General features: G+C 36.8%; 25 protein-coding genes. 3 read left to right on the top strand and 22 right to left on the bottom strand.

Annotated features, from left to right (window positions below; translation table 11 throughout):
- Positions 1 to 97 precede the first annotated feature (97 nt).
- Positions 98 to 505, bottom strand: a complete 408-nt coding sequence (locus GL301_RS06540; protein ID WP_003727511.1) for a CoA-binding protein — start codon at positions 503 to 505, stop codon at positions 98 to 100.
- Between the two features lie 157 nt (positions 506 to 662).
- Between GL301_RS06540 and plsY the strand changes: the two genes are divergently transcribed.
- Complete coding sequence (gene plsY, locus GL301_RS06535) at positions 663 to 1,259, top strand: glycerol-3-phosphate 1-O-acyltransferase PlsY (RefSeq protein ID WP_003726698.1); 597 nt, start codon at positions 663 to 665, stop codon at positions 1,257 to 1,259.
- Between the two features lie 41 nt (positions 1,260 to 1,300).
- Here plsY and GL301_RS06530 read toward each other — a convergent pair whose 3' ends face one another.
- From GL301_RS06530 to GL301_RS06430, 21 genes are all read right to left on the bottom strand, one after another.
- Positions 1,301 to 2,173 (bottom strand): aldose 1-epimerase family protein, encoded by an 873-nt coding sequence (locus GL301_RS06530; RefSeq protein WP_274758856.1) that lies wholly within the window; start codon positions 2,171 to 2,173, stop codon positions 1,301 to 1,303.
- 2 nt (positions 2,174 to 2,175) lie between these two features.
- Positions 2,176 to 2,487 carry a hypothetical protein gene (locus GL301_RS06525; protein ID WP_003724130.1) on the bottom strand — a complete coding sequence of 104 codons (312 nt, stop codon included), beginning with the start codon at positions 2,485 to 2,487 and terminating at the stop codon, positions 2,176 to 2,178.
- 22 nt (positions 2,488 to 2,509) lie between these two features.
- Entirely contained in the window at positions 2,510 to 2,929 is a 420-nt protein-coding gene (locus GL301_RS06520) for an acyl-CoA thioesterase (RefSeq protein WP_003727513.1), read from the bottom strand.
- Between the two features lie 102 nt (positions 2,930 to 3,031).
- Entirely contained in the window at positions 3,032 to 3,811 is a 780-nt protein-coding gene (codY, locus tag GL301_RS06515) for a GTP-sensing pleiotropic transcriptional regulator CodY (protein WP_003726695.1), read from the bottom strand.
- 20 nt (positions 3,812 to 3,831) lie between these two features.
- Complete coding sequence (gene hslU / locus GL301_RS06510) at positions 3,832 to 5,241, bottom strand: ATP-dependent protease ATPase subunit HslU (RefSeq protein WP_003727514.1); 1,410 nt, start codon at positions 5,239 to 5,241, stop codon at positions 3,832 to 3,834.
- 13 nt (positions 5,242 to 5,254) lie between these two features.
- Positions 5,255 to 5,794 carry an ATP-dependent protease subunit HslV gene (gene hslV, locus GL301_RS06505; RefSeq protein WP_003724001.1) on the bottom strand — a complete coding sequence of 180 codons (540 nt, stop codon included), beginning with the start codon at positions 5,792 to 5,794 and terminating at the stop codon, positions 5,255 to 5,257.
- Positions 5,795 to 5,814: 20 nt separating this feature from the next.
- Positions 5,815 to 6,717, bottom strand: coding sequence for a tyrosine recombinase XerC (xerC, locus tag GL301_RS06500; protein ID WP_003731303.1), 903 nt, complete (start codon positions 6,715 to 6,717; stop codon positions 5,815 to 5,817).
- A 282-nt stretch (positions 6,718 to 6,999) separates the two neighbouring features.
- The gene (gene trmFO / locus GL301_RS06495; RefSeq protein WP_003727516.1) at positions 7,000 to 8,304 is read right to left on the bottom strand and encodes an FADH(2)-oxidizing methylenetetrahydrofolate--tRNA-(uracil(54)-C(5))-methyltransferase TrmFO; all 1,305 of its coding nucleotides are present in this window, start codon (positions 8,302 to 8,304) and stop codon (positions 7,000 to 7,002) included.
- Between the two features lie 62 nt (positions 8,305 to 8,366).
- Entirely contained in the window at positions 8,367 to 10,445 is a 2,079-nt protein-coding gene (topA, locus tag GL301_RS06490; RefSeq protein ID WP_003727517.1) for a type I DNA topoisomerase, read from the bottom strand.
- 272 nt (positions 10,446 to 10,717) lie between these two features.
- Positions 10,718 to 11,578, bottom strand: coding sequence for a DNA-processing protein DprA (gene dprA / locus GL301_RS06485; RefSeq protein ID WP_003727518.1), 861 nt, complete (start codon positions 11,576 to 11,578; stop codon positions 10,718 to 10,720).
- Positions 11,579 to 11,711: 133 nt separating this feature from the next.
- On the bottom strand, positions 11,712 to 12,497 hold the full coding sequence (locus GL301_RS06480) for a ribonuclease HII (protein ID WP_003727519.1): 786 nt from the start codon (positions 12,495 to 12,497) through the stop codon (positions 11,712 to 11,714).
- The gene (gene ylqF, locus GL301_RS06475; protein ID WP_003726396.1) at positions 12,494 to 13,357 is read right to left on the bottom strand and encodes a ribosome biogenesis GTPase YlqF; all 864 of its coding nucleotides are present in this window, start codon (positions 13,355 to 13,357) and stop codon (positions 12,494 to 12,496) included. Before ylqF ends, GL301_RS06480 begins: the two co-directional genes overlap by 4 nt.
- Positions 13,358 to 13,366: 9 nt before the next feature.
- Positions 13,367 to 13,909: a type I signal peptidase SipZ gene (sipZ, locus tag GL301_RS06470; RefSeq protein WP_003727520.1), complete on the bottom strand. Its 543-nt coding sequence runs from the start codon at positions 13,907 to 13,909 to the stop codon at positions 13,367 to 13,369.
- 101 nt (positions 13,910 to 14,010) lie between these two features.
- Positions 14,011 to 14,580 carry a type I signal peptidase SipY gene (sipY, locus tag GL301_RS06465; RefSeq protein WP_003726394.1) on the bottom strand — a complete coding sequence of 190 codons (570 nt, stop codon included), beginning with the start codon at positions 14,578 to 14,580 and terminating at the stop codon, positions 14,011 to 14,013.
- Positions 14,581 to 14,614: 34 nt separating this feature from the next.
- The gene (gene sipX / locus GL301_RS06460; protein ID WP_003726393.1) at positions 14,615 to 15,181 is read right to left on the bottom strand and encodes a type I signal peptidase SipX; all 567 of its coding nucleotides are present in this window, start codon (positions 15,179 to 15,181) and stop codon (positions 14,615 to 14,617) included.
- Between the two features lie 118 nt (positions 15,182 to 15,299).
- The gene (clpX, locus tag GL301_RS06455; RefSeq protein WP_003723886.1) at positions 15,300 to 16,559 is read right to left on the bottom strand and encodes an ATP-dependent protease ATP-binding subunit ClpX; all 1,260 of its coding nucleotides are present in this window, start codon (positions 16,557 to 16,559) and stop codon (positions 15,300 to 15,302) included.
- A 184-nt stretch (positions 16,560 to 16,743) separates the two neighbouring features.
- The gene (tig, locus tag GL301_RS06450) at positions 16,744 to 18,027 is read right to left on the bottom strand and encodes a trigger factor (protein WP_003723884.1); all 1,284 of its coding nucleotides are present in this window, start codon (positions 18,025 to 18,027) and stop codon (positions 16,744 to 16,746) included.
- A gap of 114 nt (positions 18,028 to 18,141) precedes the next feature.
- Positions 18,142 to 19,080 carry a hypothetical protein gene (locus GL301_RS06445; protein ID WP_003727521.1) on the bottom strand — a complete coding sequence of 313 codons (939 nt, stop codon included), beginning with the start codon at positions 19,078 to 19,080 and terminating at the stop codon, positions 18,142 to 18,144.
- A 261-nt stretch (positions 19,081 to 19,341) separates the two neighbouring features.
- The gene (locus tag GL301_RS06440; protein ID WP_010958879.1) at positions 19,342 to 20,007 is read right to left on the bottom strand and encodes a hypothetical protein; all 666 of its coding nucleotides are present in this window, start codon (positions 20,005 to 20,007) and stop codon (positions 19,342 to 19,344) included.
- A 15-nt stretch (positions 20,008 to 20,022) separates the two neighbouring features.
- Positions 20,023 to 20,556 carry a matrixin family metalloprotease gene (locus GL301_RS06435; RefSeq protein ID WP_003727523.1) on the bottom strand — a complete coding sequence of 178 codons (534 nt, stop codon included), beginning with the start codon at positions 20,554 to 20,556 and terminating at the stop codon, positions 20,023 to 20,025.
- A 123-nt stretch (positions 20,557 to 20,679) separates the two neighbouring features.
- The gene (locus GL301_RS06430; protein ID WP_003727524.1) at positions 20,680 to 20,895 is read right to left on the bottom strand and encodes a helix-turn-helix domain-containing protein; all 216 of its coding nucleotides are present in this window, start codon (positions 20,893 to 20,895) and stop codon (positions 20,680 to 20,682) included.
- Between the two features lie 150 nt (positions 20,896 to 21,045).
- Between GL301_RS06430 and GL301_RS06425 the strand changes: the two genes are divergently transcribed.
- Positions 21,046 to 21,441: a helix-turn-helix domain-containing protein gene (locus GL301_RS06425; RefSeq protein WP_003723563.1), complete on the top strand. Its 396-nt coding sequence runs from the start codon at positions 21,046 to 21,048 to the stop codon at positions 21,439 to 21,441.
- Positions 21,442 to 21,520: 79 nt separating this feature from the next.
- Complete coding sequence (locus tag GL301_RS06420) at positions 21,521 to 22,660, top strand: PrsW family glutamic-type intramembrane protease (protein WP_003734523.1); 1,140 nt, start codon at positions 21,521 to 21,523, stop codon at positions 22,658 to 22,660.
- Positions 22,661 to 22,668 lie beyond the last annotated feature (8 nt).

The following is a 22,668-nucleotide window of genomic DNA, read 5'->3' as shown; positions in this document are numbered from 1 at the left end:
TAGCTGATTAATAAAGTGATAGTTTAGTGACAAATTCCTTTTCATAAAAAAACAGGCTCTGCTATAAGAACCTGCTTCCTTCAAAAATGGTGTTTAATTAATCCATTTCTTGATAAGCAACCTTAATGCAATAATCCATGACAGTAGGATATCCTTTTTCTGTCAAAAAATCAAATGCTTCCTGATTAGCTATGCCAAGCTGTGCCCAAAATACATCTGCATCTATTTGGTCAAAAGCCTCCGCTATTTCAGGTAAAAACTCTGAGCGACGAAAGACATTCACAATATCCACATGTTCCTCGATATCCGTTAAACGCTTGACGGCTTTTTCGCCAAGAATTTCGTCTGCATTAGGGTTCACTGGTATAATTTTGTACCCAGCTTGCTGCATTATTTGACTCACTCGGTAACTTGTGCGGTCTGGTTTATCACTCAAACCAACGACTGCGATTACTTTTGCCTTCTTTAAGATTTGCTGGATTTCTTCTTTTGTTGGATTTTGCATTAGTCTAATCGCCCCCTACTATTCTTTCTAATCATAAGCTATTTTTGCGGTTTTTTCAACTTTTCATCGTGATTTGTCCTAACAATTTAGCCAATCTTCTTCATTTTGTGCTATAATTCTTTATGGAAAACATCATTTCTTCTTGAGGGGTTTAAAAATGACAATTAATTTAATTCTGCTTTCTTTATTAGCCTATGTGATTGGTTCGATACCGTCTGGTTTATGGATTGGCAAAATTTTTTACAAAAAGGATATTCGCGATTTCGGTAGTGGTAATTTAGGCGCGACGAATTCATTCCGGGTTCTCGGAATCAAAGCCGGTAGTATCGTGACAGTGATGGACATTTTAAAAGGGACTGTCGCAACGTTGCTTCCATTTTTCTTTCAATTGAATGTAGACCATCATTTTTGGTTGCTAACTGGAGCATTTGCTATTATTGGGCATAGTTTCCCGCTTTTCGCAGGATTTAGAGGCGGAAAAGCAGTTGCTACTTCGGCAGGTGTCATCCTTGCCTATGCACCATTACTCTTTGTAGCCGCACTTGTAGTCTTCTTAGTTACACTTAAACTTAGCAAATATGTATCGCTCAGCTCGATGATTGGAGCACTTGCAGCGTTAATTATTTCTCTTTTCATGGGAGACTGGATTTTAATTATTCTTGTTGCTTGTATCGCACTCTTTGTCATCTGGCGTCACCGAGCAAATATCACTCGGATTCGTAACGGCGAAGAACCCAAAATAAAATGGATGTAATAAAACCCAGAAGATGCATTTCGCTCTTCTGGGTTTTCGTTTTAACCTACTGTAATTTCATATTCGGAAGCAAAGACAGCTTCTGGCTCTAAATGCTCTATTCCCGCTTTATCTCGCAGTTCAACAGATTCTCCAGCACCATCTGCAATTCCGTACCACGGTTCAATACATAAGAAAGGGGTCCCCGGTTTTGCCGTCCAAGCACCTACAAATGGGAATTCTGGGAAAGATACTTTTACAAAATGAGGTGTTTTATCTGATTTGATGGTCATTTCTTTTTGTTTTAGTGCTTCAAAAATAAGTGCATCATTTTTAAATAAATCATAGCTCAGTGGTAAGTATTGTGCTGGTTTATCGACAACCTTCTTAATTTCGCCACTGCGGTATGGCCCTTCTAAACAAAGTGTTTCTAAATTCTCTTCTGTTCCGAAATCCAAATAATAATCTTCAAATGTCGTCCCGTCTGTTAATGGTAAATTAAAAGCTGGGTGCGCACCAATAGAGAAATAAATTCGCTTGTTATCCGTATTTTCAACTTCGTAGGAAACAGCTACCGTATTTTTTTCTATTGTATAAATAATCGATAGTTTAAATTTGTAGGGATAAACTGCTAATGAATCTTCGTCTGCATCCAACTCAAAACGTACCGATTTTTCTGTTTGCTCGATTACTTGAAAATCACGGTCACGGGCAAACCCGTGTTGCCCTAAGTGGTACGGCTTTCCATCGACTAAGTAAGTATCTTCTACAAGCCTTCCAACTGTTGGAAATAGAACAGGTGAATGACGCCCCCAAAACTTGCTATCAGCATTCCATAAATACTCAAGTCCGGTATCTTTATGGAAGATTCGCGTTAATTCTGCTCCAGCTGTTTTCATTTCTACAAGCAATACTTCATTTTCCAGTTTAATCATTGTTATTTCTCCTCCAAATGAAACCGCTCGATTTGTTCAAAGGCTTTTTCTTTTTTCAGTACAACGAGTTGCATCTCGCCAAACAAATCATAATGCGGAAAGTTTTTTCGACGGTTATCAATCCAATCTGGGGCTAAACCATATTGTTTCCCCCATTGTTGTAGTTTTTTCAAATCTACACATGCAACTTTGGTTACAGTTTTTGATTCAGGAAAGCGATCATCTAGCCAATAATGGGTGATAATTGCAATCTCTCCACGGGCTGCTTTTTCTTTCCATAACTCCATTTCATCACGTTTTACACCAAAAGCCATTTTTTATCACTACCAGTCTTATTTATTCTAAAGCTTTTAGATAGGCTTCATGCCAATTCGGAAATGTTCTTCTTAACGATACAGGGCGGAAATCTTCTTTCGTTACACATACATGCTGTGTTTCTCCTGTAATGGCTACTTCATTCGTATCTTCATAGCAAATTTCATAACCATAAGTAACACGAAGTCCATCATACCCTTTTATCCATGTTTTTACAACTGCCTTCTGTCCGTAACGCAGTGGTTTTCCGTAATGAATATGCACATCTAATACCGGAGAAAGATAACCAGCCTCTTCCATATCAAAATAACGAAAACCTAATTTTTCAATTAATCTTGTTCGGCCGATTTCCATCCATACAAGGTAATTGTTATGATAAACAACGCCCATTTGATCGGTTTCTGCATAGCGTACTTCAATGGTTGTTTCAGCGATTTCCATTCTAAATTCCTCCAGTCACACAAGTTCTACTTTCTTATTTTACCAAAGCAAACCAAAAAAAGCTCTCCCCGAATATTTTCAGAGAAAGCTTTTCTACTTTTTTTAGTTGTTTTTCAATTTTTCTAGTTCTACAAGGAATTTATCATTAAGTACACGGATAAATGTACCTTTCATTCCTAGTGAGCGAGAATCAATAACGCCTGCACTTTCTAATTTACGAAGTGCATTTACGATTACAGAACGTGTAATGCCGACACGGTCCGCGATTTTAGAGGCAACAAGAAGACCTTCTTTACCATTCAACTCATCGAAAATATGCTCAATAGCTTCTAACTCACTGTAAGAAAGAGAGCTAATCGCCATTTGCACAACGGCACGGCTACGAGCTTCTTCTTCAATTTCTTCTGCTTTTTCATGCAAGATTTCCATTCCAACAACTGTTCCACCATATTCCGCTAAAAGTAAATCATCATCAGTGAAATTGCTTTCTAAGCGAGATAGGATAAGTGTTCCAAGACGCTCACCACCACCTACGATAGGTACGATAGTTGTTAAACCTTTTGTGAATAATTCACTGTTTTCGATTGGAAAAGCAGTATATTGGCTTGATACTTCTAAGTTAGAAGAAGTTTCGCCTACATTGAAAAGGCTTTGCGTATATTCTTCTGGAAATTGGCGTTCTGTTAGCATTTGTTTCATACGATCATTTTCGATTGGAAGTGCTTCAGAATAGCCAAGTAATTTACCTTTACGGCTTACGATATATGTGTTTGCTTCAATGACATCTGTAAGTGTATCTGCCATTTCTTTGAAGTTTACTGTTTTTCCTGCAGCATTTTGTAACATAGCATTAATTTTTCTTGTTTTTTCTAATAAAGTCATTATTAGATCCTCCTAGTATTTTATAAAATAAATTGTGTTAAATCTTTATTCTGCATAATTGGTGCAAGTTTTTCATTAACATAGTTTTCTGTTACTTTAATAGATTCCATATTGATTTCTGGTGCTTCAAATAGTAAATCTTCTAGTAATTTTTCTAAAATGGTATGAAGTCTTCTTGCTCCGATATTATCTGAATCTTGATTAACTTGGAATGCAATCTCGGCAATTCTTTCTACGGCTTCTTTGGTGAAAATCAAGTCAATTCCTTCTGTTTTCAGTAAAGCTTTGTATTGTTTAATTAGTGCATTGTCTGGTTCTGTTAAGATTTTGTAGAAATCTTCTTGAGTTAATTTATCCAGCTCAATTCTAATTGGGAACCGGCCTTGAAGCTCTGGAATTAAATCGCTTGGTTTAGACATATGGAAAGCCCCTGCTGCGATAAATAAAATGTACTCCGTGTTGACTGTACCATATTTAGTAGAAATTTGCGACCCCTCCACGATTGGAAGAATGTCTCTTTGGACGCCTTCCCGCGAAACTTGTGCATTTCCGCCGCCTTCTTTACTAGCAATTTTATCAATTTCATCGATAAAAATCATACCCATTTGTTCCGCACGATGAATGCCCTCTGCTGCAAGTTCATCTGCATCAATTAATTTTGATGCTTCATCTTCAAAAAGAATTTTCTTCGCTTCACGTACGGTTACTTTGCGTTTTTTCTTTTTCGCTGGGAACATGCCCGAAAGCGCATCCTGCATACCATTCATTTGGTCCATTCCAGCGCCGCGCATCATATCAAGCATTGGATTTTGCTGTTCTTTTACTTCTACTGTTACTATTTCATCATCAAGCTCGCCGTTTTGAAGACGCCATTCAATTTGGCTACGTTTATTCTTTAATTCTTGATCTACTTCTTCCTCAGGAGATTCATCTGGTTGATTCATGCCGCCGAAAAGCGCTTCTAACGGATTTTGCGATGTTGTTTGTTTTTTCTTTTGGCTTGGCGCTAAAAGTTTAATCAGACGTTTCTCTGCATTTTTTTCTGCTTTAACACGAACTAATTGCATTTTTTCTTCTTTTACTAAACGAACAGATACCTCCACTAAGTCACGAACCATTGATTCTACATCGCGACCGACATAGCCAACTTCCGTGAATTTAGTAGCCTCTACTTTGGAAAAAGGAGCACGAACAATTTTGGCAATTCGACGTGCTATTTCTGTTTTACCAACACCTGTTGGTCCAATCATCAGAATGTTTTTCGGAATAATTTCATCACGGATTGATTCATCCATTAGTTGTCTACGGTAACGATTTCTTAGTGCTACTGCAACTGATTTCTTCGCTCCGGTTTGTCCAATAATATATTGATCCAGTTTTTCAACAATTTGCTTTGGTGTCAACTGGTTCATTAACGTTATATTTGTCAAATTAACCACTCCTTCAAAGCTCTTCTACTGTAATATGATCATTTGTAAACACACAAATTTCAGAAGCGATTTCTAGCGCATGACGAGCGATATCCTTTGCTTCCATTTGACCACCATTATGTCTTTTAAGTGCTCGCCCAGCGGCTAGCGCATAATTACCTCCAGAACCGATAGCTAAAATACCATCGTCTGGTTCAATAACTTCTCCTGTCCCTGAAACTAAAAGTAGTGTATCTTTGTCCATCACGATTAGCATAGCTTCTAATTTTCTTAAAACACTGTCACTGCGCCATTGTTGAGCAAGTTCGACTGATGCTCTTTCTAAGTTACCATTATATTCATTCAATTTCGCTTCAAATTTTTCAAATAAAGTAAAAGCATCTGCGACTGAACCTGCAAATCCAGCAATTACTTTATCATGAAAAAGACGGCGAACTTTTTTGGCGGTATGTTTCATTACGACCGATTCACCAAGCGTCACTTGACCGTCTCCAGCCATCGCTGCTTTTCCGTCATGTTGAACCGCAAATATCGTTGTAGCGTGCAATTCCATTTCTTTAACCTCCTCCAAATTTAAGCCCTAGGATGATGTTTCATATAAGTAGACTTTAAATGCTCTTTTGTCACGTGCGTATAGATCTGGGTGGATGATAAGCTAGCGTGCCCAAGTAACTCTTGTACCGTCCGCATATCCGCCCCGTTATTAAGTAAGTCTGTTGCAAACGTGTGGCGTAACATATGCGGATGAATTTTCCGAGTTAATGAAGCTTTACTAATTATTTTCGACAAGCAATACCTAATGCCCCTGGTCGTCAAAGGATCACCGTAATGATTCACAAGTAAAGCATCATGTGACTTTTTATAGCGAGACATAAGATTGGCACGTTCTGGCAAATAATCTGTAATCGCATCTTCTGCATACACCCCGAATGGCACATATCGTTCTTTATTCCCTTTTCCGCGTATGAGGATGGCTTGATAAGATGTATCTAAGTCAGGCAACAGTATTCCAGCACATTCACTCACCCGAATTCCCGTACCATATAACACCTCTAAAAGCACTCTATCTCGCAATGTAAGCGTTTCATTATCTTCATAGACCACTTGAAACAAAGCTTCCATTTCTTCTGAATAGAAAAATTTGGGAAGCCTTAACTGATTTTTCGCATGTGATACGTAAGTAAACGGATTTTCGTTAATAACATTCTCTCTTAAAAGAAAAGTGTAAAAACTCCGTAAACTTGAAATTTTTCTAGCTACGGTTGTACGAGAAAAAGATTTTTGCTTTAATTCCGTCAAATAAATACGCACATCTAGAAAAGTAACTTGCTGATATGTGGTAATAGCTTGTTCATTTAAAAAGCGGCGAAAATCAAGTAAATCATTTTCATAAGCTGTACTAGTGTTCACTGAATAATTACGTTCTGAGTGAAGATAGTCAAAGAACTGTTGCTCTAACTTCCCCTCTTGTATCATACGTATACACCTCTCAAACACTATCATGTTAACATATCAATATCCACGTTGCAATAATTTTATACATTTTTCGCAACTTTTTGAATTAATCTGCATTTACAATCAATTTAAATAAAACACTTAACTTTTGTGAAAAAACCAACATTTATTAACAAAATCTGTCTAGACCATTTATCGGAAAGAAAAACTGTCTTTCCACCACTATCAACTCTCTTGAAATACCAAAGTAGCCATCGTGATGAAAAGAACAGCAAAGAATAGTCCTCAATTATTATAGTGTTTTTATAGTTCTTCTGCAACCCTTTTTATTGCATTTAGCGCTCTTTCAGCTAATTTTTCATTACGTTCTTGTTTTGCACGAATTTTTGTTTCAAGCTCTGGGAAGAGTCCAAAATTAACATTCATTGGTTGGAACGATTTTTTACTAGCACTCGTAATGTAATGGGCTAGACTACCAATCGCCGTTTCTGCCGGGAAAACCACTAGTTCTTTTTCCTCTACAAAATTGGCCGCATTAATCCCCGCCGCAAGTCCACTAGCCGCGGATTCAACATATCCCTCTACACCTGTCATTTGTCCAGCAAAGAACAAATCATTGCGTGTTTTCAGTTGGTAAGTTGGTTCAAGTACAGTTGGTGAGTTAATAAATGTGTTACGGTGCATTACGCCATAACGTACGATTTCAGCATTTTCAAGTCCTGGAATCATTCCGAAAACACGTTTTTGCTCACCCCATTTAAGGTGCGTTTGGAAACCTACCATGTTGTAAAGTGTTCCCGCTGCGTCATCTTGTCTAAGTTGCAACACAGCATAAGGTCTTTTCCCAGTTTTTGGATCTTCCAAACCAACGGGCTTTAATGGACCAAATAACATCGTTTTAATTCCGCGTTTTGCCATTACTTCGATTGGCATACATCCTTCGAAAAACACTTCTTTTTCAAATTCTTTTAAAGCAGCCGTTTCTGCCGTTACTAATGCTTCATAAAAAGCATTGAATTCTTCTTCTGACATCGGGCAGTTTAAGTAAGCAGCTTCTCCTTTATCATAGCGGGATTTCAAATAAACTTTATCCATATCAATGCTATCTTTTTCAATTATTGGTGCTGCTGCATCATAAAAGTAAAGATACTCTTCCCCTGTTAATTGTTTAATTTCATCAGCAAGCGCAGGACTTGTAAGTGGACCGGTCGCAATAATTGTTGGACCTTCTGGAATAGTAGTTACTTCTTCCGTATGCACTGTTACGAGTGGATGATTTTTCACCTTGTCTGTAATATAACCAGAAAATTCATGTCGATCAACCGCAAGTGCCCCTCCAGCTGGTACAGATGCTTTGTCAGCGGCTTCAATGATAATAGAATCAAGTATCCGCATTTCTTCTTTAATAACTCCTACAGCATTCGTTAGACCGTTAGCTCGCAAGGAATTCGTACATACTAGCTCTGCAAATTTATCTGTATGATGTGCCGGAGTTTGTTTTACCGGTCTCATTTCGTATAAATCCACCTTTACCCCACGTTTTACTAACTGCCATGCTGCTTCACTTCCTGCTAAACCTGCTCCAATTACATTAACACTCTTTTCCATTTGTCCGCCTCCTCGCGCAACAATGGCAACACAAGAACGATCCAAGTGTTGCCATTTTCCGATTATTGTTGGGTTGATTCTTTGTAATCACAATTTGTACATTGTACTTGTACACCTTTTTTCAATTTCTTCTCGACTAATGCTCGTTTCTCACATTTCGGACAAGCCCGTTCGACCGGTTTATCCCATGACACATAGTCACAATCTGGATAACGATCACAACCGTAAAAAATACGCTTTTTCTTACTTTTTCTTTCTATTACATGTCCTTTCTCACATTTCGGACACGTAACGCCGATTTCTTTCACGATTGCTTTCGTATTACGACAATCAGGAAATCTGCTACAAGCTAGGAACTTACCGTATTTACCCATTTTGTAAACCATTGGAGCTCCACAAAGATCACAGTCAATTCCGGCTGGTTCATCTTTAATCTCGATTTTTTCCATTTCTGCATCTGCTTTTATAACATTTGGTTCAAATCGTTTATAAAATTCATCAATGACTTTCACCCATTCGACTTCTCCGTGCTCTACTTCATCGAGCTCACTTTCCATGTTGGCAGTGAATTTGACATCTAAAATTTCTGGGAAATATTCTTCAATCATTTCATTAACGATTTCACCTAATTCAGTTGGAATAAAGCGTTTATTCGTTAAAGAAACATAATTTCTGCGCTGAATTGTGTCGAGTGTCGGCGAATAAGTTGATGGTCGACCAATACCAATTTCTTCGAGCGTTTTTACTAATCTAGCTTCTGTGTAACGTGGAGGTGGCTGTGTGAAATGTTGCCGTTGTTCGAGTGATTCGGACTGTACCTTATCTCCTTTTTTCAAATCTGGTAAGATATTTTCTTTTTCTTCCGTATTATCATCGTTACTTTCTACATAGACTTTCATGAAGCCGTGAAATTTAATTTTAGAGCCATTTGCTCTGAAGTTCACGCCATTGTTGTCTAAGTCAACGCGCATTGTATCAAGAACTGCTGGCGTCATTTGGCTCGCGATAAATCTTTCCCAAATCAAACGATATAAGCGAAGTTGGTCCCGTGTTAAAAATTCTTTTACTTCTTGAGGACTTCTCATTGCACTTGTAGGTCTGATTGCTTCATGGGCATCTTGAGCACCTTTAGCATTTTTATCTGAACGTTTATGATTACGAGAAAATTCGGGTCCATAGGTTTCTTTAATGTAATTGCTTGCTTCTAGTATAGCGGAATCGGCAATACGAGTGGAGTCTGTACGCATATACGTAATTAAGCCGACTGTCCCTTGTTTACCAAGTGTAATTCCTTCATACAATTGTTGGGCAAGCATCATTGTTTTTCTTGTACGATAATTTAGTTTTCGAGCTGCTTCTTGTTGCAAACTTGAAGTAGTGAATGGTGCAGCTGGATTTCTAAGTCTTTCTTTTTTCGTTACATCTGTTACGTCAAATGATTTTCCTTTTATTGCAGACATTACTTCTTTTACATCATCTGCAGTGGAAAGCTTTTTCTTTTTACCATTTACACCATAAAAATTGGCTTGGAATTTTTTCTTCCCTTTAAGGAAGTTACCGTCAATTGTCCAGTATTCTTCAGGTTTGAAATTATTGATTTCTTTTTCTCTATCAATAATGATTCGAAGTGCGATAGACTGAACACGCCCCGCACTCAAACCTTTCTTCACTTTTTTCCATAGAATAGGACTGATATTATATCCAACTAAACGGTCCAAAATTCTGCGTGCTTGTTGCGCATTGACTAAATCCATGTCAATTTTACGTGGTGTTTTGAAAGATTCTTTTACTGCTTCCTTCGTTATTTCGTTAAATACTACACGTAGTTTGTCTGATTGATCTAACTCTAGGCTATTGGCTAAGTGCCATGCAATTGCTTCTCCTTCGCGGTCTGGATCGGCTGCGAGATAGACTTTTTTCGCTTTTTTGGCTGCTTGTTTTAATTCTTTTAAAACAGGGCCTTTTCCGCGAATCGTAATATAACGAGGTTCGTAGTCATGCTCTGTGTCTACACCCATTTGACTCTTAGGTAAGTCACGAACATGTCCCATTGAGGCTTTCACTTTAAATTTCTTACCTAAATACTTTTCAATTGTTTTTGCTTTTGCAGGTGACTCTACAATCACTAAATAATCTGCCATATCTATTATATTCCTCCCTGATTTGGGTCAATACACGGGCTTTACTCGTTGTCTTAATCCTATTACAGTCTTAGCCTCGCGTTCAATAAGTTTTCAATGCTGATTGTTCACATAATTCAGTAGTAAATATTAGCCCTTCCTACTGGGTTTGTCAATGGCTTTTATGAAAAAGTCCATTTTTTGATGTTTTATATCAGCTTTCTTTAGCAAACTTATCTCAAAAAATCAGGAAATGCAAGTCAAATCACTTAAAAAAGATAATTTCAGTATATTTATGGCTTAATTTGAATAAATTCTTCTATTATATTGTTCGAATTCATAACTAACTTGGCACCTTCTTGAATTAAATAGTTCGTCCCCTGCCATGTATCAATAAAAATATTTCCTGGAACAGCAAAAACTTGTCTGTTTTGTTCTAAAGCTATATCAGCAGTAATCAACGAACCGCTTCTTTCGGCAGCTTCTATTATTACTGTTCCTATAGCCAAGCCGCTAATAATTCGATTTCTTTCTGGAAAATGCCATCTTTTCGCTTCTTCATCGGGTAAATACTCACTTAATAACAAACCTTCTTTGACAATTTCTTTCGCTAGAAGTTCATTTTTCTTTGGATAAACTTTGTTGACACCTGAACCTAGTACTGCAATCGTTGCACCTTGTTTATTTAAAGTGGCTCTATGGGCTGTAGAGTCGATTCCGATAGCCATCCCGCTAACTATAGTCAGCTTATTCTCAGCAAGTTCACTAGCAATTTTCATACAAGCTTTCCTACCATATTCACTCATCTGCCTTGTACCAACGATGGCAATTGCTTGTTGTTGTAATAAATCAATATTTCCTTTACAAAATAAAATTGGCGGCGCTTCATAAATTTCTCTTAAAAGCGCTGGATAGGCATCATCTAAAATCCATATTAAGGTAACATCATCAAAAAAGCACGCTTCTGCTGTCTCTAGCTCCATTAGAATCTGTGCGAGTTTATCCACAGGAAAGAAAGATTCTGCAAATGTTTGTGTTGTCATTTCATACTGGTCGAATTCTGTTAATTTTTGCCAAATGCTGGCTCTTTTTTTAGCAGAAATAGACTTACAAGAAGCAATTTTGAGCCATGTATGTCGTTGTTTAAAATCCATCTGTTGCACCTCCCTAATAGTTACTCCCAGTGTACAAACATTGGGCTTTTTTGTAAAATGACCAAAACCTAGAAAACGGCATAAAAAAACGTATTTTCCATGTTGAAAATACGTTTTTCTCTATATGATTTAGTTATTTTAAACTATCAAAATGCAACTTTGCTTCTTTTACAGGCGCAAAACTTATACGATGGATAGGACATATACCAATTGTATCTAAACCAAGTAAATGTTTTTTTGTGCCGTAGCCCATATTGTTTGCAAAATCATACCCGGGATACTTTTCATCGTACATCTGCATTAATCTATCTCTTGTTACCTTTGCGATGATAGACGCTGCAGCAATCGAAATGCTTTTTGTATCCCCTTTGATAAGAGATAGTTCTGCCTCGGTATATCTTAGTGGCATTGCATCTATTAGAACAAAATCAGGTTCTGGTGTTAATTGATCTAACGCTTCACGCATAGCAAGTTTCGTTGCCTCATAAATATTTACTTGATCAATTACATCATGTTCTATAATCCCTACTCCGATAGCAATTGCTTCTTTTTTTATCGTTTCAAACAAAGCATCACGTTTTGCTTCACTCAATTGTTTAGAATCATTTATTCCGACAACAGAAAAATCAGCTGGTAAAATGACGGCTGCTGCTACAACTGGTCCTGCGAGAGGCCCACGTCCCACTTCATCCACTCCAGCGATATACTTGTATCCTTGTTGGAATAAATCTGTTTCATATTGTTTCATTTCTTCAAGCTTGTTCCGTAATTGCGCTTCTTTTTCCCATTTTCTCCTTGTAGTTTCCAGAAGTTTTTCTACACCTTTACGCTCATCTTGCATGCATTTCCGAAAAAAGGGATCATGTTCTGATGTGACTTGGTTTAGTTTTTCTCGGATAACGGATATGGAATCGCTCATTCGACTTCATCTTCCCAATTTGGGAAATCAAACGACATTCTCCCTAACTTTTGCTGACGAATTTCTCGAACTACCGTTTCGGCTGCGCGAGAATAATCTGGATCATTGTATCGATCTAGAAGCCCTCTTTTTTCAGCAATAAAAGCAAGTGTTTCGATAGGATCTTCAGAGACTGTCTCTACTTTCAGCCAGTTTTGAAGTCTGTCGGGATAATGTTTTTCTAAAAAGCGCAAACCGTAACCAGCGATTTCTTCCATTTGTAGTAAATCATCTTTAATTGCACCAGTAAGAGCTAATTTGTAGCCAATTTCTTGATCTTCAAATTTAGGCCAAAGAATCCCTGGTGTATCCAGAAGTTCTAATGTTTTTCCCACTTTAATCCATTGCTGTGCTTTAGTTACACCAGGTTTATTACCTGTCCGTGCAATATTTTTTTTCGCTAGTCGATTGATTAATGTTGATTTACCAACATTCGGAATACCTAAAATCATCGCACGAATTGCTCTTGGCTTCATACCTTTACTTCTTAAACGGTCGAATTTTTCAGCCATTAATTTTTCGGCGGCTTGTTCTATTTTGAATAGTCCTTTACCTTCTTGAGCATTCACAGCAACTGCTGGCAAGCCTTTCTCAGCAAAGTAGTCAATCCATTCTTTTGTTGTTTTTTCATCGGCAGTATCTGCTTTATTTAAAATAATCACTCGTCTTTTTTGGTGGATAATTTCTTCTAGCATGGGATTAGAGGAAGAGAGCGGGATACGCGCATCTACCAATTCAAAAATCACATCTACTAGTTTTAATTTTTCTGTTACCTCACGGCGAGCTTTGGCCATATGACCTGGAAACCACTGAATTGTCATTATATACTCCTAATCTATAAGTTTGGCATCTTCAATCGGCCAGTAACAAATCGGTGTTGTTCCTAACACCTTGCTAAATGGAATTGGCCCAATTATCCGACTGTCTTTGCTTGCTCTTCGATTGTCACCTAAAACAAAATAAGTATCTTTTGGAATTTTGCCACCATCTAGTTGATCTTTCGAACTGTAATCATCTGTTAAATAGCCATCTTTTAACTTTTCTTTGTAAGTATCCAAATATGGTTCATTATACTTTTTACCATTGATGTAAAGTTGGTCTTCTTTGTATTCTACTGTATCACCCGGCAAACCGATCACTCGCTTGATGTATTCTTTTCCATCTGATTCTCGGAAAACAATCACATCGAAACGATCTACATTTCCGAAGCGATTTATAATTACACGGTCATCGCTATGAAGTGTAGGCATCATTGATATCCCATCGACGAGAATAGGGACAAATAAATAAAAACGGATTATAACAGCTATTAACACTGCTAGAACAGCCGCCCAAATCCATGACCATAACCGTTTTAAATTCTTCTCCTTCAAAAAATCGCACCGCCCTATTTTATACTAACAGTCTTATTATAAACGAAAAAACGCTCATTTAATAGAGAAATCCGCGAAAAAGTATCTTCACGGACTTCACATTATTTTCCAAATTGTATCACTGTACCGTTTACCATGGAATCATCAATAAATCCGAAAACGCGACTATCTGAACTCCCGCCGCGATTATCTCCAAGTACAAATAGTTTCCCTTTCGGAACAGTACTTTCGCCTGTCATATCCTCCAGCGTATAATCCGCTATGTATGGTTTTTGCGTTGGATCTGGATTCCAAAGGGTTAATGTTCCTTCTGGCAAGTAATTTTCTACTTTTCGTTTTCCATTTAAATATAATTCACCGTTTTTAAATGCTATTTTATCTCCCGGCAAACCAATCACTCGCTTGATGAAATGCTCTCCTGAACCAATCATTGGAGGTTCATCAAACACGATAATGTCGAAACGATCAGGCTTGGAAATTTTTTCAATGAAAATTCTATCGCCATCTTGATATGTTGGAACCATAGATGTTCCTTCTACTTTTACTGGTGCAACTACAAAGTTACGAATCACAAGTGCAATTGCAAGCGCTGCAACGATAACTAGCACCCAGCTTAATAATTGGTGCGCCCCGCTTTTTTTCTTGGGCTTTTTGTCATATTGATCTGTCATCTATGTCTCCTCCTAGACTTCCTGTAGGGTCACATTAACGTTCTAAGGATTTTCCAAATGAAATTACTTTTCCAAGCACGGTATCCTGTGATATAAAGCCAATGTAGCGACTATCTTTACTTACTTGACGATTATCTCCTAAAACAAAAAGTTCTCCTTTAGGGACAGTGAGAGAGCCGTCAGAGTTTGGAATGTCTGCCATCGTAAAATTAGGATCGCCTTCTGCATCAGTGGTTAAATAACCGTTTTTTAGAGCTTCTTTTTCTGAATCTAAATAAGGTTCATCATATTTTTTTCCATTAATATAAAGTTGATCTTCTTTGTACTCCACTTTATCTCCTGGAAGGCCAATGACGCGTTTAATGTACTCTGCATTTTCCTCATCAGGCGCAGGAAATACAATAATGTCAAAACGCTTCGGATCTGATACCTTGTTAATAAATAAATGTTCCCCATCATGAAGTGTTGGGTCCATTGATTTCCCATTAACAGTAACTGGAGAAATTAAAAAATAGCGAATACCAAAAGCAAGTATAAGCGCGATGAGAATTATTTTTATCCATCCAAATGCCCCAGAAAAAAATTTGTTTTCACTTTTCATGTCTTTTTATCCTCTCCAATTAATATTAATAAAGTATAGCACGAAACAAGTCAGATATTACAGTAAAACAAGCTGGTTTGATAGAAAAAATGCGCGCCAATTACGACGCGCATTCTAATCATGCAGATGTTTTAATTGGAATAATAGAACCATCTTCTAATTGCAGTTGCGGTTCTTCTTCACCACGAGCTGCTTTTTCAGTAATTATACACTTCGTAATGTCATCACGAGAAGGAATTTCGAACATCACTTCAAGCATAATCTGTTCGATAATCGAACGAAGACCACGCGCTCCGGTTTTGCGTTCAATCGCTTCTTTCGCAATTTCAATTAGAGCAGTTGGTTCGAATTCAAGTTCTACATCATCAAGCTCTAACATACGTTTGTATTGTTTTACTAAAGCATTCTTCGGTTCTGTCAAAATGGAAACAAGCGCAGCTTCATCTAATTGTTCAAGCGTTGCTATAACCGGTAAACGGCCGATAAATTCAGGAATTAAACCGAATTTCAGTAAATCTTCTGGAACAACGCGAGATAAATAAGTTTCATCATCTTTTAGTTTCGCATTATCTGTGCCAAAGCCAATGACTTTTTCACCCATTCGATTTTTAACGATTTGTTCGATTCCATCAAAAGCTCCACCAACGATAAATAGAATATTTCCTGTATCAATTTGAATTAACTCTTGATGAGGATGTTTTCTACCGCCTTGAGGAGGAACGCTTGCGACAGTACCTTCCAAAATTTTCAGTAGCGCTTGTTGTACGCCTTCACCGGAAACGTCTCTAGTAATAGATGGGTTTTCGGATTTGCGAGCAACTTTGTCAATTTCGTCAATATAGATAATACCTTTTTCGGCTTTTTCCACATCGTAATCTGCTGATTGAATCAGTTTAAGAAGAATATTTTCTACATCTTCCCCAACGTAACCAGCTTCTGTAAGTGAAGTCGCATCTGCAATAGCAAATGGAACATTGAGAATTCGCGCTAATGTTTGAGCAAGAAGTGTTTTACCACTACCAGTTGGACCAATTAGACAAATGTTACTTTTCGAAAGTTCTACTTCATCTTCTTTCGTTTCATTGGAATTAATACGTTTGTAGTGATTGTAAACTGCTACAGCAAGTGCTTTTTTAGCACGTTCTTGACCAATAACATAGTCACTTAATATATGACGGATTTCTTGAGGTTTTGGGACTTCACCAAAATCAACAAATTCAGAAATACCTAGCTCTTCTTCAATAATTTCATTACAAAGCTCGATACATTCATCACAAATATAAACACCTGGACCGGCCACTAATTTACGTACTTGATCTTGAGTCTTTCCGCAAAAGGAGCATTTAAGTTGGCCTTTTTCGTCGTTAAATTTAAACAAAATATTTCACCCCTTCGCATAGGTATGTTGCTTATAGGCGATTTTTTCATCTCCTATGTGTGTTAATAATATCATTTGTTTATTAGAAATGCCAATCATCTGTATTCATATTTCTACATTCAGAAGGACACGAGTATAACTCATGCCCCCCATTTTTTAATGAAATTATTAAATCAGTCGTAGCTTATTTTTCCACTGCACTATCTAATAAAACGTCGATAGCTTTGCGGATTTTAAGATCAGATTTAAGTTCGCTCATATCGCCAAGTGCAGCACGAACTGCGTCTTTTTCCATACCATATTTTTCAGCTAATGTAGAAATTTCTTCGTCAATAGCTTCTTCCGTTGGCTCAATGTTTTCAGCTTCCGCAATTGCTTCAAGCACTAAGTTCATTTTCACGCGTTTTTCAGCGTCTTTTTCCATTTGTGCGTGCATAGCTTCTTCTGTTTGGCCAGTGAATTGGTAATATAATTCAGGAGTTAGACCTTGTGCTTGTAAATCTTGTGCAAAGTGATTCATTAAATGATCAGCTTCATGGTGAACCATTGCGTGTGGAATGTCCACTTCTGCATTTTCAACAGCTTTCGCAATAACTTCTTCTTGTTTAGCTTGAGCAACAGATTCTTCTTTTGCTTCTTGTAAACGTTTAGAGATTTTTTCTTTTAATTCATCTAAAGTTTCTACTTCTTCGTCGATGTCTTTTGCAAGCTCATCGTCAAGAGCTGGAACTTCTTTTGTTTTGATTTCGTGTAATTTCACTTTGAAAACTACAGGTTGTCCAGCTAAATCTTCCGCATGATATTCTTCCGGGAAAGTTAGCTCGATATCCGCTTCGTCGCCAGCTTTTAAGCCAACTAATTTTTCTTCAAAACCAGGAATGAATTGTCCGCTTCCAAGTTCTAGAGAATGATTTTCAGCTTGTCCACCTTCGAAAGCTACGCCGTCTTTAAATCCTTCAAAATCAAGGATAACAGTGTCACCGTTTTCAGCTGGTGCATCTTCTTTAACAACTAATTCAGCTTGACGCTCTTGTAATTGTTTTAATTCCGCTTCTAATTCTTCTGTTGTAAGTTCTGTTTCACGTTTTTCTACTTCAAGACCTTTGTAATCTCCAAGTTTCACTTCAGGTTTTACAGTAACTTCTGCTGTTAAAACCCAAGTTTCGCCTTTTTCCATAGACTCAATGTTTACTTGAGGAGTATCCACTGGATCAATACCAGCTTCGTCAATTGCTGCAGAATATACTTCTGGAAGCAAGATATCAAGCGCATCTTGGAAAAGAGCTTCTTCACCAAAACGTTGATTGAAAATTTGACGTGGAACTTTCCCTTTACGGAAGCCAGGCACATTAAGAGTTTTACGCACTTTTACGAAAGCTCTATCTAAACCTTCTTTTACTTTTTCTTGTTCAATTTCAAAAGTAAGTTTTCCAACATTACCTTCTTGTTTTTCCCATTTTACTGACATGGTATAATTCCCTCCATCATCTATTTAGTTCAATTTAATTACTCTCATGACAAGTTTCAGCCATACTCACTAATAATAACACAGATATCCCTGACTTGAAAACAAGAAATATCATTATATAAAATAATTTTGCTGCCTAATTTCTAACTCTTCAATAATGGAAATAGCTTCTTCTACTGCTAAGTGATTCACATCATCCGAAATAACACAATAATTACCGTACATTGCATTCGCCCATTTATAGTATGCGTTTATCCAAACATCTACTTCTTGAGGCTCTAATTCAAATGGATAAAGCATAAATAGATGTTGCTGAATAATACCAATCACTTGCTCTAAAAGACTTGGATTACTATGTTCGAGCATCTCAGCGAGTCCAGCAAAAATAGCTTCCGCAAATTTGTTATCAGCAAGCATTGGCACAAGACTTGGATTAAAAATACCGTGCTTATCTATTTTTTGAACTGTAATATCTTCATTTATTTCTTTTTCTTGCATTAATTCGAAAATCATCGACTGAACAAACGGGGAAAAACTATCATCCGCTAGAAAAGCTTTAAAAGCTGGCAAAAATGAATCTATTTCTAAGAAACGAGCTTCTTGTAAAAACTCCAATTGTTCCGTCGTATGCCAAGACGCAAATTCACGAATGTCTCTTCTTGGGACAAACTGTTTGGGAAAAGGAATAACATTGTCAGCTATTTCTTCCGTTGCTTCTTTTTTTTCTTCTTCCATATAATGCCTAACTAATGTGAAGTACGTATCCATATTATCTTCTTTCATAAATGTTACAGATAGCTCTCCAAGAATTTCCTTATCATAGCCATTCATCGTCAAAAAGTTTTGTCCAATTTCTTGCGCTTTCTTCGTTTTATCTGTCTGATTATAAAATTGAATTAATCTATGTACAATTTCCTCGTTGCAAGGCTCTTGATGATACGCATTCTCCAAATAATGTAGCGTACTCATTTTTTCTTCTTCGGACAACGAGGTAATCCCTTTTTCCAGAAATTTTTTAACACTCATTGGAAAAAAAGCACCACTTCCACTCATCGTTTTATCTCCTTTTAGTTGAAAAAGCTTTATTTATACTAACTGGATTTACCCTTATTGTTAAAAATCTAACCATTTCTAGCAAAAATGTTGATTTGGTTTGATTCATTCTACTTGTATAGTTTGGTTCTGTCAAGAGGCTTTTATGGTGTTTTATCACGAAAAACTGTCTAGATTAAACTTCATTTTTTATCAAATTTTTATTTCAAAAAAATTAGACCTCGATTTTTACACCGAGGTCTTACGGGCGTTTAAACTTTTTTATTCACCGAATTCTTCCAAAACTTCTTGATAGACCTCCTGATAAATTTCTTCAATGCTATCTGTTTCTTCCGTTGTTTGCCCTCCATCTAAGAACAATTCTTCTTCAGGTAATTCTTCCACTGGGAATTTACTTATAACTGCATTTGATAGTATATAATTTTCACCATCTGGATTTTTTCCTAAGAAAAGTGTATATTCTTCTCCCTTTTCCATATTTTTATAACCATCAATAGTTAAATCATATTCTTTCCCTTCTACCAAAACATTTTCTACGCTATACTCCAACACTTTAATAGTCATACTCTCGCTCAATTTTCCTGTTGTATCTTTCTCGATAGAATTTATTTGCACATCGCTCATCGTATAAAAATCGGTTGGAAATACATTTTCTTTTGTTTCTTTTGTTACAGTTGTTTTTTCAGATTTTTTGGTTGCTTTAATGATAATTGGGGCATCTTTTTCAAGGGTATCCATATTTTCAGCAAGTTTGAGGTATTTTCCGTGATAAGAGACCACCCCATTGTGCGCCTTTATTGTTTCTGCTCCGTTTTGAGCTGTTGCTGGTTCTTCTGATGTTTTTTCTTTCACATTTTCACTATTAGAACAAGCAGTTAATGTACTAAGACATACTAAACCTAGAATCATTGTTATTCTTTTCTTCATTGTCATTCCTCCTTTTTACTTATATAAAGCTTTGATGCCATTAAAATCGTCTGTTTGAGGTTTTGTTTTATTTATAAATCCTTTGTCTAACATAATTGCATTTTTAGTTTTCACGTGCCCTAAGCCAAAGCCATGACCAAACTCATGCACAATAGTTTCTATTTTATGATTCGTTGAAAGTGAACGAAAGCCTTTATACAAAGTGATCTCATTCTTGGAGATTAATTTATTTGATTTGTAGTAAGTGGTGTTGCAGACCGCCAAAACACTCCCCTTATTTGTACCCGAACTACTAACCGTAAAGTTAGGCTTGACATCATTTCCTATGCTAACCGTATTTAAGTAAGGAGAAGGATTCCAAGCTTTCGCACCGCTTATAATAATATTTTTAAACCCTTTCGCCGAACCGTTAATATAAATTTTAAAATTTTTTGCACTAGCCTTTGTCATCACATATCCAAGTTTTGTATATGCGCTTGCATTAGTTGGCGCTAATAACGCAACTAACACCGTAAAAACAAGAAACACTGCTAACGTTTTTTTCCTCATGATGTTTACTCCTTCGCTCAAATTCCACACATTTTGTGTGCGTTTGTTTTAAATTAAATCCATACATAATTTGTTAAAAAGATATTCTTTTCATCTTACATCTTTCCCCCGTGTCTAGTCTAGTTATTCATAAAAGAATTTCAAATCGCACATTAAAATTTCACTAAGAATAACAGCATTTTTGTGTGATAGTCTAACAGTTCCTTTTTCAATGTTACTGTATCCTGATGTGTACCTATAGCCCATCCGTCGCGCAATGAAAGCTTGGGTGATTCCTCGCTGCAACCGTAATTCTCGAATTTTTGTTGTATTAATTCTTCTGGTGTCTACTGTTTTCATGTCATCTTCTCCTTATCTACACAATTTGAGTTGTTAATACAATTCTAACAACACAATACGACTATGTCAATCAGAAAATAATACGTTATGTGTTAAAATGTAGCTAAACTGAGTAAGATATTGTATAATCAAACAAAAAGGAGTGAAATTATGCCAAATTTAAGTAACAGACTTACTTTATTACGGGAAAAACAAGGTTGGTCAAAAGCAGAAACAGCTAGAAGGCTTGGTTTAAAAGCACCTTCCACTTATGGCAATTGGGAATATGGTATTCGGGAACCAGATTTAGAAATGGTGACTCAAATTGCAACACTTTATGATGTTAGTGTCGATTATTTACTTGGCCAACAAAGCATCCCAACCTATGCTCCTAGTGAACTCCAAAATGAGAAAGATATTGGGAAAAGAATAACTAAAATTAGTGAAGATTTAAAATATGAGGATGATTTAAATTTAGATGGACAACCGCTAAATGAGTCCGCAGCAGCTTTTTTAGCTGATTCGATTAATTTTCTTTATGAACAAGCGAAGAAAATAAACGATTAGTTCCTTTGCTCGTTTAACTTTTAGCGTTTTTGGGAATAATTAATAGAGTCAAAATAAAAAGCTAAAGGGGGAGTTTCATTTGTCAGAATGGTACTTCAAAAAGAACGAACAGAAAATGGGGCCTTTTACAAATGTAGAGATGATTGCTCTATATAGAAAGAAAGAGATTAATAATCTTACATTGGTCCAAAAATCCCCTCATCCAGAGTGGATTGCATTTAAGCAAACAGAATTATATCAACATATTGGAAACCACGGGAATTCAGAATTAAAAATTAGCAACCTTTTCTCTGCTGTTTTCAAAAAGCACTCTAAAGAAGAAGGCGAAAAAGTCTTTATTGCTGGTACTAAGTATACTACTCCAGCAATAAGTGATATCCCTCATTCTTGGCCACATCCTTGGGTATTCTCCCGAGTTTTCTTAGTGTTAATCGTCACGTATTTTTTACTTCTAGCATGTACATATTTGTTTGATAACAGTAATACAATACCGGGCCTTATGGTAATTGGTTCATTTGCAGTTCCGTTTTCTGTTTTATTATTCTTTTTCGAAACGAATGCACCTCGTAACATCAGCGTTTTTGATGTAGTGCGAATGTTCTTTATCGGTGGTGTAGCAGCGCTTGTTGCAACACTTGTTATTTACTCCATTATTCCAGTTGGAAAATTAAATTATTTTAATGCACTTTTGGTTGGTTTTATTGAAGAAACTGGGAAAATGATTATTGTTGCTCTCTTCATTCGTTCATTAAACTCAAAGTACATTTTAAATGGTTTACTTATCGGTGCCGCTGTTGGGGCTGGATTTGCTGCATTTGAATCACTTGGGTACGCGTTTAACTATAGTGTGGATGCTGCCTTTTTATTCAAAGATATTCATATTGCCGGTGAAACGATGCTCAATGTTATCTTTAGCCGTGGTTGGCAGTCTATCGGCGGCCATGTTGCCTGGGCTGCTATTACTGGTGCCGCACTTGTTATCGCTAAAGGTGATCAAAAACTTGGAATGCACCACATTTTCACAGGAACTTTCTGGAAATGGTTTATTATTCCGATTGCTTTACATTTCATTTGGGATTGCCCGTTCAATCCGCTTCCAGCAATTGCATTCAAACAAATTGTTTTAATCATTGTTGTTTGGTTCGTTATCTTACGACTTATTAGTAAAGGTTTGAAACAAGTTTCAGTCATTTCTGCCGCGAGTAAAGCAGCTAAATAAAAAATAAG

It is taken from the genome of Listeria sp. LM90SB2 (genome assembly GCF_028867355.1).
Classification (GTDB): Bacteria; Bacillota; Bacilli; order Lactobacillales; family Listeriaceae; genus Listeria; species Listeria monocytogenes_B.
The sequence above is the reverse complement of the archived record's forward strand: the minus strand, read 5'-3'. Positions and strand labels throughout refer to the sequence as shown.

Bases quoted from the DNA above. Each gene is read 5' to 3' on its own strand.
- GL301_RS06540 (WP_003727511.1), bottom strand. From the start codon at position 505: ATGCAAAATCCAACAAAAGAAGAAATCCAGCAAATCTTAAAGAAGGCA.
- plsY (WP_003726698.1), top strand. From the start codon at position 663: ATGACAATTAATTTAATTCTGCTTTCTTTATTAGCCTATGTGATTGGT.
- GL301_RS06530 (WP_274758856.1), bottom strand. From the start codon at position 2,173: ATGATTAAACTGGAAAATGAAGTATTGCTTGTAGAAATGAAAACAGCT.
- GL301_RS06525 (WP_003724130.1), bottom strand. From the start codon at position 2,487: ATGGCTTTTGGTGTAAAACGTGATGAAATGGAGTTATGGAAAGAAAAA.
- GL301_RS06520 (WP_003727513.1), bottom strand. From the start codon at position 2,929: ATGGAAATCGCTGAAACAACCATTGAAGTACGCTATGCAGAAACCGAT.
- codY (WP_003726695.1), bottom strand. From the start codon at position 3,811: ATGACTTTATTAGAAAAAACAAGAAAAATTAATGCTATGTTACAAAAT.
- hslV (WP_003724001.1), bottom strand. From the start codon at position 5,794: ATGGAATTGCACGCTACAACGATATTTGCGGTTCAACATGACGGAAAA.
- xerC (WP_003731303.1), bottom strand. From the start codon at position 6,717: ATGATACAAGAGGGGAAGTTAGAGCAACAGTTCTTTGACTATCTTCAC.
- trmFO (WP_003727516.1), bottom strand. From the start codon at position 8,304: ATGGAAAAGAGTGTTAATGTAATTGGAGCAGGTTTAGCAGGAAGTGAA.
- topA (WP_003727517.1), bottom strand. From the start codon at position 10,445: ATGGCAGATTATTTAGTGATTGTAGAGTCACCTGCAAAAGCAAAAACA.
- dprA (WP_003727518.1), bottom strand. From the start codon at position 11,578: ATGGATTTTAAACAACGACATACATGGCTCAAAATTGCTTCTTGTAAG.
- GL301_RS06480 (WP_003727519.1), bottom strand. From the start codon at position 12,497: ATGAGCGATTCCATATCCGTTATCCGAGAAAAACTAAACCAAGTCACA.
- ylqF (WP_003726396.1), bottom strand. From the start codon at position 13,357: ATGACAATTCAGTGGTTTCCAGGTCATATGGCCAAAGCTCGCCGTGAG.
- sipY (WP_003726394.1), bottom strand. From the start codon at position 14,580: ATGACAGATCAATATGACAAAAAGCCCAAGAAAAAAAGCGGGGCGCAC.
- sipX (WP_003726393.1), bottom strand. From the start codon at position 15,181: ATGAAAAGTGAAAACAAATTTTTTTCTGGGGCATTTGGATGGATAAAA.
- tig (WP_003723884.1), bottom strand. From the start codon at position 18,027: ATGTCAGTAAAATGGGAAAAACAAGAAGGTAATGTTGGAAAACTTACT.
- GL301_RS06445 (WP_003727521.1), bottom strand. From the start codon at position 19,080: ATGAGTGGAAGTGGTGCTTTTTTTCCAATGAGTGTTAAAAAATTTCTG.
- GL301_RS06440 (WP_010958879.1), bottom strand. From the start codon at position 20,007: ATGAAGAAAAGAATAACAATGATTCTAGGTTTAGTATGTCTTAGTACA.
- GL301_RS06435 (WP_003727523.1), bottom strand. From the start codon at position 20,556: ATGAGGAAAAAAACGTTAGCAGTGTTTCTTGTTTTTACGGTGTTAGTT.
- GL301_RS06430 (WP_003727524.1), bottom strand. From the start codon at position 20,895: ATGAAAACAGTAGACACCAGAAGAATTAATACAACAAAAATTCGAGAA.
- GL301_RS06425 (WP_003723563.1), top strand. From the start codon at position 21,046: ATGCCAAATTTAAGTAACAGACTTACTTTATTACGGGAAAAACAAGGT.